The organism is Moraxella sp. CTOTU47618, from assembly GCF_032017425.1.
GTDB lineage: Bacteria > Pseudomonadota > Gammaproteobacteria > Pseudomonadales > Moraxellaceae > Faucicola > Faucicola tetraodonis.
Genome location: NZ_DALZPW010000013.1, coordinates 1 through 12,391, shown reverse-complemented (window position 1 = coordinate 12,391; position 12,391 = coordinate 1). Strand labels below are relative to the sequence as shown.

10 protein-coding genes are annotated in these 12,391 nt (G+C 42.1%); 6 read left to right on the top strand and 4 right to left on the bottom strand.

All coding sequences use genetic code 11. The features are described 5' to 3' along the window. Positions 1-58 precede the first annotated feature (58 nt). Positions 59-607, bottom strand: a complete 549-nt coding sequence (locus tag RTS09_RS09695; protein WP_007116475.1) for a ferritin — start codon at positions 605-607, stop codon at positions 59-61. A gap of 293 nt (positions 608-900) precedes the next feature. Beyond that, positions 901-2,187, bottom strand: a complete 1,287-nt coding sequence (locus RTS09_RS09690; protein WP_312536553.1) for an MFS transporter — start codon at positions 2,185-2,187, stop codon at positions 901-903. 378 nt (positions 2,188-2,565) lie between these two features. On the opposite strand from RTS09_RS09690, the gene hisC reads away from it, so the two are divergent. Together hisC and RTS09_RS09680 are read left to right on the top strand one after the other, a co-directional pair. Continuing rightward, complete coding sequence (hisC, locus tag RTS09_RS09685; RefSeq protein ID WP_312536551.1) at positions 2,566-3,690, top strand: histidinol-phosphate transaminase; 1,125 nt, start codon at positions 2,566-2,568, stop codon at positions 3,688-3,690. 5 nt (positions 3,691-3,695) lie between these two features. Beyond that, a complete protein-coding gene (locus tag RTS09_RS09680) occupies positions 3,696-3,947 on the top strand; it encodes a hypothetical protein (RefSeq protein ID WP_312536548.1) in 252 nt (83 codons plus the stop codon). 2 nt (positions 3,948-3,949) lie between these two features. Here RTS09_RS09680 and RTS09_RS09675 read toward each other — a convergent pair whose 3' ends face one another. Beyond that, positions 3,950-5,431 (bottom strand): anthranilate synthase component I family protein, encoded by a 1,482-nt coding sequence (locus tag RTS09_RS09675; RefSeq protein ID WP_312536545.1) that lies wholly within the window; start codon positions 5,429-5,431, stop codon positions 3,950-3,952. Between the two features lie 105 nt (positions 5,432-5,536). Then, positions 5,537-6,763 (bottom strand): beta-ketoacyl synthase N-terminal-like domain-containing protein, encoded by a 1,227-nt coding sequence (locus tag RTS09_RS09670; protein ID WP_188874728.1) that lies wholly within the window; start codon positions 6,761-6,763, stop codon positions 5,537-5,539. A 314-nt stretch (positions 6,764-7,077) separates the two neighbouring features. Between RTS09_RS09670 and RTS09_RS09665 the strand changes: the two genes are divergently transcribed. The 4 genes from RTS09_RS09665 (at position 7,078) to fusA (ending at position 12,161) form a co-directional block, all read left to right on the top strand. Then, complete coding sequence (locus RTS09_RS09665) at positions 7,078-7,995, top strand: EcsC family protein (protein WP_312536540.1); 918 nt, start codon at positions 7,078-7,080, stop codon at positions 7,993-7,995. A 764-nt stretch (positions 7,996-8,759) separates the two neighbouring features. Beyond that, positions 8,760-9,134 (top strand): 30S ribosomal protein S12, encoded by a 375-nt coding sequence (rpsL, locus tag RTS09_RS09660; RefSeq protein WP_007116468.1) that lies wholly within the window; start codon positions 8,760-8,762, stop codon positions 9,132-9,134. Positions 9,135-9,267: 133 nt separating this feature from the next. After that, complete coding sequence (rpsG, locus tag RTS09_RS09655; protein WP_007116467.1) at positions 9,268-9,741, top strand: 30S ribosomal protein S7; 474 nt, start codon at positions 9,268-9,270, stop codon at positions 9,739-9,741. A gap of 293 nt (positions 9,742-10,034) precedes the next feature. Next, positions 10,035-12,161: an elongation factor G gene (gene fusA / locus RTS09_RS09650; protein WP_312536536.1), complete on the top strand. Its 2,127-nt coding sequence runs from the start codon at positions 10,035-10,037 to the stop codon at positions 12,159-12,161. Positions 12,162-12,391 lie beyond the last annotated feature (230 nt).

The following is a 12,391-nucleotide window of genomic DNA, read 5'->3' as shown; positions in this document are numbered from 1 at the left end:
ATAATGAAGTACAAAAAAAGCTGAGATTGATTCTCAGCTTTTTTTATGCCGGCAAAAATTATTCAACCGATTTTTCACGTGGCAAATCACCTTCTTGAGAAGCTGATGCCATATCTTTATCCAACTCATAGAAGTTTTGGTTATCCGCCTTATCTTTTGATGCCAAGGCAAATTTATCACGTAGGTTATTGATTAACGCCTCTTCTTCGATTTGTTCTTTGACAAACCATTGTAAGAAATTAAACGTTGCCCAATCGCGCTCTGCCATGGCTTGGTCCACAAGTGCATAGATTTTTTTTGAATTTTCTAACTCATGTTGCCAAACGTCTTCGATACAGGTTTCAAGACTGACAGGGTTGTCACGCGGTGCAGGAATCGCTTCAATTTTAGCTTCGCCACCACGCTCATTGATATAGGCTAAAAATTTGAACATATGGTTACGTTCTTCAGCCGAATGCTTGTAGAAAAAATCTGCGATACCTGGGTAATTATTCACTTCCGCCCAGCTACCTAGCGCAATATACGCCTGCGCTTGTGTGGCTTCTTCCATCATTTGCTTGTTTAGCGCTTGTTCCATTGCGTCTGAAATACGTTTATCGTTTGACATATTATTTTCCTCTGATGATTTTTTTTGTGGCTAATTTTATAAGATGGCTAATCTTGACTAGACAACGTTATCTTATGATTGGCTACCAAGATTGGCTATATAGTTGTTAAGGATAAAACAGAGCATTACCAATGCTATTGCAGTTAGTTAATTGCATTGGTAATGACGCTCACAGTATAGATAAAAATCTGGCAATAAACAGGATTTTTTACTCAATTTAGCTGAAAGATACACAAGCCTTTAACATAAAAATACGGGGTAAGACGCGCAAGGTTACCCCAAATTTTTCCTCACTATTCAATCGCTTTGTTTTGCGTTGCCAACCAACTAAACACACAATTAAGCCCCATTAAAATCGTTAAAAACCCCATCGATAGTGTCCAAGTATAACTCAAGTCTTTAAGCCACCCTGTCACAATCGGACCGGTTATAGCAATGCTATAACCCACGGTTTGTGCCATCCCCGACAGTTCAGCGGCTTGCTGACTATCCTTTGATTTTAAGGTAAAAATCATCATGCATAAGGTAAAAATCACCCCACATCCAAAGCCTGATGCGATACTCCAAACCCATACCCAGCCTTGCAGGGGCAGAAACCCAAAACCAAATACGCCTACCAAGTTTCCCACTGCGGCAAGCAACGCTAACGTGCGTAAATTCCACTGACTAGAGACCCATTTGGTCAACAGTAAAATCGAAGGAAAAGCCACCAATTGAAACACCATGCCCACGTTGCCTGCTTGCGCTTTGCTCAGCCCTTTATCAATGAGTAACGAGGGTAAAAAACTGGCGAGCGTATAATAAAGTAGTGATTGCAAACCCATAAACGCACTAATCCACCACGCCATCGGGATTTTCCAGACTGATTTTCGGCTTGGTTGTCCTACTTCGGCAACCGCTTGATTAATGACTTGAGCATCATGGCTGCTAATTTTTTGCCGTAACCGCAAATGAGCAACCATTAGCCAAGCTGCTACCGCTGCCACAGAGACCCAGCCCCATACTCCCAGTGCAAACTGCCAATTGGACAAGCTGACAAGCCACATCGCAATGCCTGACGCAAAGCCAGCAAACACCGACAAAAACATCGAATAGCTTCCCATCACAAGCCCAATGTGATTGGGGGTGTATTTTTTGATGACGGCCGGGATTAATACATTGCCGAGTGAAATCGCCAACGATAGCAGCACCGTGCCCGCTAGCAAAAACCCTAATTGCGGATGCGCCACTCGCACAAAAATACCGATGGCAAGCAAACTGGTTGCCAAAATCATGGTGTTTTCTAAGCCAATCCGCCGTGACAACATAGGCGCAATAAACGAACTCGATGCAAATGCCATGACAGGAATCGTACCAATCAAACCAATGGTTTTGGTCGTTAACCCCAAATCTTGCTGAACCAGTTTTGCTACCGCACCAAACCCAATAATGGGCGCGCGCATATTGATAGCGAGCAGTAAAATGGCAATGACTACCGTGATAATTAATGCCTTGGTCGGGGCAGTCGCTACCGAAATCTGAGACGCGTTAGCAGCAGGGTGAATATTCGACTCGCTCGATTGCGACGCTGAGAATTTCATACATCTTCCAAAATTTTAACTAGGTAACTTATTATCAAGGATGATTTAATAAGCTTATTTTAATGGGCTTGTTTTAACGGGCTTGGTTTAACGGGCTTGAGTTAAAAGGTTATCTTTTAACACATTCGCCAAGCCAGCGCACGGTTTATTCACATAACGGCTAAAAATTCACTGTCTATCCGTCTTGCTCACCCGTTGAGCCCAAATTTTATGATATCAGTGGGCTACGGTAGATAAATTTTTAACCAATTTATGCTACTATGTATTGTTTGTGCCAGCCTTTGGCGCATTGACTTGGTAACTTGATTTGGTAAATTAACTTAGCAAATTGACTGGCCACATTGATTTAACACATTGATTATCTTGTAAGGATTTGTCATGGTGGATACGCTTACTTCAAACGCAGATGCAACACCCGAAATTAACACTCGACTGTGGAGCACCTTGATTCGCAACCTAACGCCCTACACACCGGGTGAACAGCCCAAGCATGACAATCTGTGTAAGCTTAATACCAATGAAAACCCTTTTCCCCCCTCTCCCAAAGTCGCTGAAGCCATCGCACAAGTTTTGCTCAATCAAGCCGATCATTTAAAGCGCTACCCCGCCCCAGAATCTGACGAACTACGTGCGGTAATGGCACAAGTTTATCAGGTAGCCCCCAATCAAATTTTTGTCGGTAATGGCTCTGATGAAGTTTTGGCGCATATTTTTGCTTGTTTTTTTGTCAAAGACCGTTCGGTATTAACCCCTGATATTGGTTATAGTTTTTATCCTGTGTATGCCGATACTTTCCATGTGAACTTGGTGACCATTGCGCTCAAAGCCGATTTTAGCATTGATGTCGATGACTATCGCCGCCCTTGCAGTGGCATTATTATTGCCAATCCCAATGCGCCAACTGGGGTGCTTTTGCCGCTAGCGGATATCGAAAAACTCCTACAAGAACATCGCAATGCGGTCATTGTGATTGATGAAGCGTATATTGATTTTGCAGACACACCCAATGCCTCTGCGGTCAGTTTGATTGATAAATATGATAACTTAGTGGTAACCCAAACCTTTTCAAAGTCTCGCTCATTAGCAGGGCTGCGTGTCGGCATGGCGTTTGCCAATCACTCACTCATTGAAGCATTAAATCGGTATAAAAATAGTTTTAACAGCTATCCCCTAGATCGCCTTGCGCAAGCAGGCGCAGTTGCCAGCTTGCAAGATAACGACTATTTTGTTGCCTGCAACCAAAAAGTCATCGCACTACGCCATGATGTCACTCAAGCTTTGACCCAATTAGGCTTTACTGTCTTGCCTTCACAAGCTAACTTTGTGTTTGCCAAACCACCTGCTTCCATGGGGGAAACCATACAGGTATTTGAGAAACTGCGGGCGCAAGGGGTGATTGTTCGTCATTTTAACAAACCAAAAATTAGCGATTATTTGCGTATCACCATCGGTACGGCAGAACAAAATCAGCGCTTACTAGATACCTTAACAAGTTTGGTTTGACGGCTGTGAGTGACCCTAGCATACAGTTTTATTTAAAATGCCAAAACATTGAAACAGGCGACGTTATTACTTACCGTTTTGCCGAAAAGGTGGATTTGTTGGCATTTGGTCAAACCTTGGGAGATAAAAAACTGGCGATTGTGGATACCCATATCGCCTTTTATGATATTGACCTAGTGTTTAATCCATTTGATGGCGAAAGCGTGCCCATCAGTGCAGCTGAACTCAATGCCGCACTTGATGGCAGGTTGTTGTAACTTTACTGGTGCAATATTTTTAGTAAATTTCCTACTTTATCAAAACATTCTTGGTATTCTGCAGCACAGTCTGACGCAATCGTGATGCCGCCGCCTGCCCACAGACTGACATTATTATCTGAAGCTTGTAGCGTACGAATCAGCACATTCCATTGCCCTGTGCCATCAAAATTGAGATACCCCATCGTACCACAGTAAGCCCCGCGCGGTTTGGCTTCCAATTCATTGATGATTTCTACTGCGCGCTTTTTGGGTGTACCCGTGATTGACCCCGCGGGCAGACTTTCAAACAAAACGCTCCAAGGGCTGATGTTTTCTTTGAGGGTGGCGGTAATGGTACTCACCATATGGTGCACATTGCTAAAACTTTCGATATCAAACAGTTTTGGGACTTTTACCGTTCCAGTCTTGGCATATTTGCCCAAATCATTGCGCAGCAAATCGACAATCATGACGTTTTCGGCGATGTCTTTTTCGCTGCTGGCAAGTTCATTTTTATTGGCTTGGTCAGCGGCTATATTTTGCCCGCGTGGGCGTGTGCCTTTTATCGGTTTGGTAATGATGCAATTTTCGCCTTGCGCGTTTTTTGCAAAGGTAAAAAACAACTCTGGCGAGCAGCTTAGTAACTCGTAATTGCCGAGTGCTAGATATCCTGCAAACGGCGCCTGGGTGGACTGATGCAAGCTTGGCAAATAATCGACCAACTGCTGATTGGATAACTCACCTTGCCAGCACTGAGTAAGATTAATCTGGTAACAGTCCCCTGCTTTTAAATAGTCTTGGATTTTGTTAAAAGCTTGGTGGTACGCAGATTTTTGCCATAAAGGTGACAAGCTAAGCGGCTTTGGTGTAGGAAGGTTGGCGTCACTGACTAAATTATTCAGCCAGTTTTCGATGGTGACGGCTTGCGCCATGGCTTCCTCAGTGGTGGTATGTAAATGCCACTTCCCGTATTGATAGGTCAAATAAATATCATAATGTCCCAAAAATAGTTGCGGCTGATTGGGCGTTAAGTAACTGGCTTCCCCGTGAGTTGCACTTGCTTGCACGTGGTTTGCATTTGCTAAATGATGCGCTGATAAATCGTAGCTAATAAATCCCATTAAGCCATCTTGATAGCCCACATTAGCGGTATGTTGGCTAGCAGACTGCCTAGATGATAGCTGCTGGTATTGGTAAGCCTCAAGCACAGCCGTTAATTCGCCAATATCAACACCTTTACCTACCCTATTAATGGCAGTATCAGCACCAGTATTAATCACGGTATCACAGTACACAAAATCGTCGAATGAGCAATTTTGCCGTTGCTTTTGGGTAAGCTGATTTTGAGAATGTATTTCAAAAATCGTTTTGGGCAATAAACCAATAACATTTTGACCCTCGTTATTGAGCCAAAGCGGATAGATTGCTTGATTATTTGTCGTATTAAACTGCTGTAACAGGGTGATGAGTTGAGAGGGCACAAGATGTTGTAAACTTGGCATTGGGTACATGCTTTACCTTTATGATTATATTTAGCGTCAAAAAAGCGATGACAATCGGGTAACTGTCATCGCCTATTTTTATCAATTATGATCGTCCATCAGTATTTATTCAACAAACTTTTTGATGATTAAACTTGCATTGGTACCACCAAAGCCAAAGCTATTGGTCATAATCGTATTAAGATTTGCATCTCGTTTCTCACGAACAATATCAAAATCTTTGGCTTTTTCATCCAAGTTTTCAATATTGATATTGGGGGCAATAAAGCCTTGATTGAGCATCAATAAACAATAAATTAATTCTTGCACCCCTACCGCGCCCAAACTATGACCTGTCATTGATTTGGTTGAGCTAATGGGAGGCAAATCACCACCAAACACTTGGCGAATGGCTTCAAGCTCGGTGATATCCCCAATGGGGGTACTGGTACCATGAGTGTTGATATAGTCAACCGTGGTTAAGCCTGCTTGTTTAAGGGCTTGTTTCATACAGTTAATAGCACCCACACCACTGGGTGCTACCATATCTGCCCCATCAGAGCTTGCACCATAGCCAACAATCTCTGCCAAAATAGTCGCGCCGCGTTGTTTAGCAGAGTCTAGGCTCTCAACCACCACCATACCACCACCGCCTGCAATCACAAAGCCGTCTCGATCTGCATCGTAAGGGCGACTGGCAAGTTGCGGCTTGTCATTGTACTGTGTGCTCATCGCACCCATGCCATCAAACATACAAGATTGTGTCCAGTCTTCTTGCTCGCCGCCGCCTGCAATCACGATGTCTTGCTTACCCAATTGAATCAGCTCCATGGCATGACCCACACAATGCGTTGAGGTCGCGCAAGCTGATGCAATAGAGTAGCTAACCCCGCCAATCTTTAGCCCCGTTGCGACACTGGCTGATACCGTACTTGCCATGGTTTTTGGCACTGCCATGGCGCCGACACCGCGCAAGCCTTTTTCGCGCATTGCATCAACCGCTGCCGCCACATCGGCACTCGATGCCCCACCCGAACCTGCTACCACGCCGATATTGGTATTGTGAGCAATATCTGCTAATGACAATCCTGCTTGCTCGATTGCTTGTAGCGCACTTAGATAGGCGTATAAACTGGCTTTTGACAAAAAGCGTTTAAGTTTGCGATCGATATGCGAGGTATCTAGGTTATCGTCATCAATACTACCTGAGACACAAGCTTTAAAGCCTTTTTCTTGATAAATTGGATTAAATACCAAGCCTGATTTGCCTTGCTGTAGCGATTCGCTGACTGTGGCTAAGTCATTACCAATACACGAGATAAGTCCTGCCCCTGTGATTACAACGCGCTGCATATACCATTCCTTTTGGTTTAATCAATTGATGATAAATATCATACTATTGTACCCCTCTGGATTTCACCTGCCTAGTTTTTCCCCAAAAATGTTACAAAATATTTCTTAAGCCACAGCTATTCATCACATTTATAGTTAATTATCTTGTCTTTACCAAAATTCAATATATGCGAAACACTCAAACAAATCGATAAAAGATATCATTGTGTAACGTCTCTTTACGCATTAAAGTTGAAAAGTGCGGTCACTTTCTTTACGCTGTTCAACTAAAGCATTATTTTCTAAACAAAAGCATAATATTAAGGATAACTCTCATGTCAGCCTCTACTTCTATTAGCCGCCGTGTCTTTGAAGCGCTGGGTCATAAATTAGCACAACTGAGCGCAAAAGATACGATACAAACCAAACCATTAGCGGATATTGATTTTGACAGCCTTCAACAAGCATTATCAAATGATAAAAACGCGTTTCATGAACATATTCCCAAACTATCAAAAAAACTACTTGGTAAAACCCCATTTGGTAGCTATACCAAAATGGCGACCTCACTAATCCCCAAGGCGATTTTTGATAAAGCAACGGATGCGGTTTTTTCCCAAGTCGGTAAACTGTCGCAAAATTGGGCGAATTTTGATTTGGCGCGTGATGCGCGTTTTAAAGACACTTTGGTTGCTAGTGAGCGACAAGCCCTAGCCCGCAGTATTGGCGATCAAAACCGTGTTTTAGCTACCTTGGGTGGACTTAGTAATTTGGCGGGTTTGCCCGGTATTTTGGTAGATACAATGTGGTTGTTGGCGGTGTGTTTGCGGACGATTTTCCAAATCAGTGCAATCTATGACCGTCCGTTGACGGGACAACAAGGTATCGCCATCGCTTATGAAATTTTAGCTAAAGTGGATCTCAATAAATTGCAAGAAAAGCAAACTTTGCTGGCAGGCTTGGGTATATTTGAAGCGATGACCGACCAGTCGATTGAAGAGTATAGAACGGCAGTACTTGCCGAAGAAGACAGCCAATCAGCGATGGGCATATTAACCAAACTAGAAGAACTATCGACGCAGTTTAATATTAACATTGAGCAGTTTAATTTCGGTTTTTTACATAAAGTCATTCCACTCACTGCGGTTGGTTTGGGTACGGCTTACAACAATATTATTATCAATGAAGTGATTGAAATTGCGATGTCGGTATTTGCCCCCGCGCCAAAGTTGACCCATATGACTGAAGAATAATTTTGCGCTCATATAACAAGTAACAAGGTAAAAGCTAGCTGTCTGGCTTTTACCTTTTTTATTAGTTGTAGCGAGTGCTTATTAATTTAAGGCTAGTTACGATAAAGTTCGTTACTTTAAGTCATGTTACACAAACTTTTACACAACCCGTCAGCAACGTCACATTTTTAGTTATCAATATCAACGTTATTCACCAAATCTAAAAAGACCAACCTGCATAAATTTGGCAAAATAGATTTAACAACGGATGACAAGCTTAATAACCAATAACGATGATAACCCCAATAAATAAAAATAAAATGTCAGTACATCACGTTGTTAATTTAAAAAAATTATAAAAAAAATAAGAAATTTAAAATTACAATTATTTAAAATCACCATCATTAAATTGATTTTTTTGGAATCATTAAATAATAACAATAAATAATAACTTGAGCTAGAACCAATGCGTTGACTTTTAACCGATAAGTTTCTTAAGGTTTTCAAAGTTAACGCATTGGTTCTTTTAGTTTTGGTCTTTTTTATTTTAGTCTGTTGTGATGTGATTTACAGTGTGCTGGATACCCTGTGTGCTTGATAAACGCGATGTTTGATAATTTGCCTTCCCCTACTTTTTTTAAATTTCTCTAACAATCATCATCTACATCATCTAGGTGATTTTTTAGTTGATAAAACCAACAAAAATCTCTATAATACGCTGTCCTAAAAATAGCTTATTAGCGGTTTTTAGAGATTTTTTGACAACAAACGGGAGAGAGTGCCTTATGGCAACTACAAATCAATTAATTCGTAAAGGTCGCAATACCATTACTGAAAAATCAAAAGTGCCAGCATTAAAAGCTTGCCCACAACGCCGTGGCGTGTGTACCCGTGTATACACTACCACACCAAAAAAACCAAACTCAGCGATGCGTAAAGTATGCCGTGTACGTTTGACGTCAGGTTTTGAAGTATCAAGCTACATCGGTGGTGAAGGTCACAACCTGCAAGAGCACAGTGTTGTACTTATCCGTGGTGGTCGTGTAAAAGACTTACCAGGTGTTCGTTACCATACCGTTCGTGGCGCACTTGACTGTGCAGGCGTAAAAGATCGTAAACAAGGCCGCTCAAAATACGGCGCAAAACGTCCTAAAGCATAATTTTAGCCGTTTTTTACCCCATTTTTTAACATTGTTTGCATAGTTGATTATAGTTTTGCAACACTATGCAGTAAGGCTGGTGAAAAGCAACCGCTTAGCTACCAGACTACCCTGAATACACAAGGAAATTATCATGCCTAGACGTCGTGTCATCGCTGCCCGTGAAATCCTACCAGATCCTAAATTTGGTAGCAAAACACTTGCTAAATTCATTAACCATGTAATGGTTGACGGTAAAAAATCAGTTGCAGAATCAATCGTATACGGTGCATTAGACCGTGTTGTAGAAAAAAACTCGGGCGTTGATCCTGTCCAGTTTTTTGAAGATACGTTAGAAAGAGTTCGCCCAATGGTGGAAGTAAAAGCTCGCCGTGTGGGTGGTGCTACCTACCAAGTTCCTATGGAAGTACGTCCCTCCCGTCGTACTGCATTAGCAATGCGTTGGTTAGTTGATGCGGCTGCAAAACGTTCTGAAAAATCTATGGCTTTACGTTTAGCAGGTGAATTGCTAGACGCGGCTGATGGCAAAGGTAATGCACTGAAAAAACGTGACGAAGTTCACCGTATGGCTGACGCAAATAAAGCGTTCTCACACTATCGTTTCTAATTGATACTGATTGCTATCACCTAGGTAGCAATTAGCTTATAATAGATAGATGATATTGGGTGACTTGAAGTTTGCAAATTTAGCCCAATATTGCATATTGAAAAAGAAGCTTGTCATGCATTTGTCATGGCAAGCTCTTATCATACAGCACTTATGTCAAGAGTAAGGCTTTCTTTTATCTAGTTGGTTGTCGATCTTTCAATCAAACGTTAAAACTAATTATTATTCATTTTAAGACATAACTGTTTATTGATAATGGAATAATTTTAATCTTTAGTCCTTAGGAATTAACTATGGCACGTACAACACCATTGAATCGCTACCGTAATATCGGTATCTCTGCACATATTGATGCGGGTAAAACGACAACAACTGAACGTATTTTGTTTTATACAGGTAAAAACCACAAGCTAGGTGAAGTGCATGAAGGTGCTGCAACCATGGACTGGATGGAACAAGAGCAAGAGCGTGGTATTACTATTACCTCAGCGGCAACGACTTGTTTCTGGTCTGGCATGGCGCATCAATTCCCAGAGCATCGTATTAACATCATTGACACCCCCGGTCACGTTGACTTCACCATTGAAGTAGAACGTTCAATGCGTGTACTTGACGGTGCATGTATGGTTTACTGTGCGGTTGGTGGTGTACAGCCTCAGTCAGAAACAGTATGGCGTCAAGCGAACAAGTATAAAGTACCGCGTCTTGCGTTTGTAAACAAAATGGACCGTACAGGGGCAAACTTCTTCCGCGTTGTTGACCAAGTAAAACAACGTCTTGGGGGTAACCCAGTACCTGTAGTTGTGCCAATCGGTGCAGAAGATACCTTTGAAGGGGTTGTTGACCTTCTAGAGATGAAAGCCATCATTTGGGATGTCGCTTCTCAAGGTATGAAATTTGAATACGCAGAAATTCCTGCTGACTTAGTTGATATCGTCGATGAATGGCGCAGCAACATGGTTGAGGCAGCCGCTGAATCTTCAGAAGAGCTGATGGATAAATACCTAGAAGAAGGTGATTTATCACGTGAAGATATCGTAGCAGGTTTACGTGCACGTACCCTAGCGGGCGAAATTCAACCAATGCTTTGCGGTACGGCGTTTAAAAACAAAGGCGTACAACGTATGCTTGACGCGGTTATCGAATTCTTACCAGCACCAAATGACGTTGATGCGATCAAAGGTGTGTTAGATGACAAAGCTGAAACTGAAGCGACTCGTGAATCATCGGATGATGCACCATTTGCTGGTCTTGCGTTCAAAATTATGAATGACAAATACGTGGGTAACTTAACCTTCGTCCGTGTGTATTCAGGTGTTGCTAAACAAGGTGACTCTGTTTATAACCCAGTGAAAATGAAACGTGAGCGTATTGGTCGTATCGTTGAGATGCACGCTAACTCACAAAAAGAAGTGGATGAAGTTCGCGCAGGTGACATCGTTGCATTTGTAGGTCTAAAAGATGTAACCACGGGTGATACACTATGTGACGAAAACAATATCATTACGCTTGAGCGCATGGAATTCCCAGATCCTGTTATTTCATTGGCAGTGGAACCAAAAACCAAAGCTGACCAAGAAAAAATGTCAATCGCGCTTAACCGTTTGGCAAAAGAAGACCCTTCATTCCGTGTTCACACCGATGAAGAATCTGGTCAGACTATCATCAGCGGTATGGGTGAGCTGCACTTAGAAATTCTTGTTGACCGTATGAAACGTGAGTTTAGCGTTGAAGCCAACGTAGGTGCACCACAAGTAGCTTACCGTGAAACGATTCGTAACACCGTTGAGCAAGAAGGTAAATTCGTACGCCAAACTGGTGGTCGTGGTAAATTCGGTCATGTATGGTTACGTCTTGAGCCACTTGATACGGCTGACGGCAAAGAATATGAATTTGCTGAAGAAGTTGTTGGTGGTGTGGTACCAAAAGAGTACTTTGGTGCGGTAGACAAAGGTATTCAAGAACGTATGAAAAATGGTGTTCTTGCAGGTTACCCAGTGGTTGGTATTAAAGCAACACTGTATGATGGTTCATACCATGACGTTGACTCAGATGAGTTGTCGTTCAAAATGGCAGGTTCTATGGCATTCCGTAAAGGCTTTATGAATGCAAACCCTGTCCTACTTGAGCCAGTTATGAAAGTAGAAGTTGAGACACCGGAAGACTACATGGGTGATATCATGGGTGACTTAAACCGTCGCCGTGGTATGGTGCAAGGTATGGATGATATGTTTGGCGGCGTTAAACAAATCCGTGCGGAAGTACCACTAGCCGAGATGTTTGGTTATGCAACCCAATTACGTTCAATGTCTCAAGGTCGTGCAACCTACTCAATGGAGTTTGCAAAATACGCTGAGACACCACGCAACGTTGCGGATGAAATCATCAAAAAATTCACTCATAAAGATGATGACGAATAAGTTTGATGGACAATTTGATTGTTAAAATCAGTCAAAGTCTTCTACCCTATTCGACACTGAAAAAAATTATAAGTTAGCTAATTTGACCTGTTAAATTTAATGGGTCAAATTTTCATAACCTATAAGCGTTGATAATAAAGTAAATGACCTAAAACATTGGGTTAATATTAACAAAAGAGGATTAAATTATGGCAAAGGCCAAGTTTGAACGTACTAAACCACACGTTAAC

Coding starts and splice junctions, on each gene's coding strand:
- RTS09_RS09690 (WP_312536553.1), bottom strand. CDS start 2,187: ATGAAATTCTCAGCGTCGCAATCGAGCGAGTCGAATATTCACCCTGCT.
- rpsL (WP_007116468.1), top strand. CDS start 8,760: ATGGCAACTACAAATCAATTAATTCGTAAAGGTCGCAATACCATTACT.
- hisC (WP_312536551.1), top strand. CDS start 2,566: ATGGTGGATACGCTTACTTCAAACGCAGATGCAACACCCGAAATTAAC.
- RTS09_RS09670 (WP_188874728.1), bottom strand. CDS start 6,763: ATGCAGCGCGTTGTAATCACAGGGGCAGGACTTATCTCGTGTATTGGT.
- fusA (WP_312536536.1), top strand. CDS start 10,035: ATGGCACGTACAACACCATTGAATCGCTACCGTAATATCGGTATCTCT.
- rpsG (WP_007116467.1), top strand. CDS start 9,268: ATGCCTAGACGTCGTGTCATCGCTGCCCGTGAAATCCTACCAGATCCT.
- RTS09_RS09665 (WP_312536540.1), top strand. CDS start 7,078: ATGTCAGCCTCTACTTCTATTAGCCGCCGTGTCTTTGAAGCGCTGGGT.
- RTS09_RS09675 (WP_312536545.1), bottom strand. CDS start 5,431: ATGCCAAGTTTACAACATCTTGTGCCCTCTCAACTCATCACCCTGTTA.
- RTS09_RS09695 (WP_007116475.1), bottom strand. CDS start 607: ATGTCAAACGATAAACGTATTTCAGACGCAATGGAACAAGCGCTAAAC.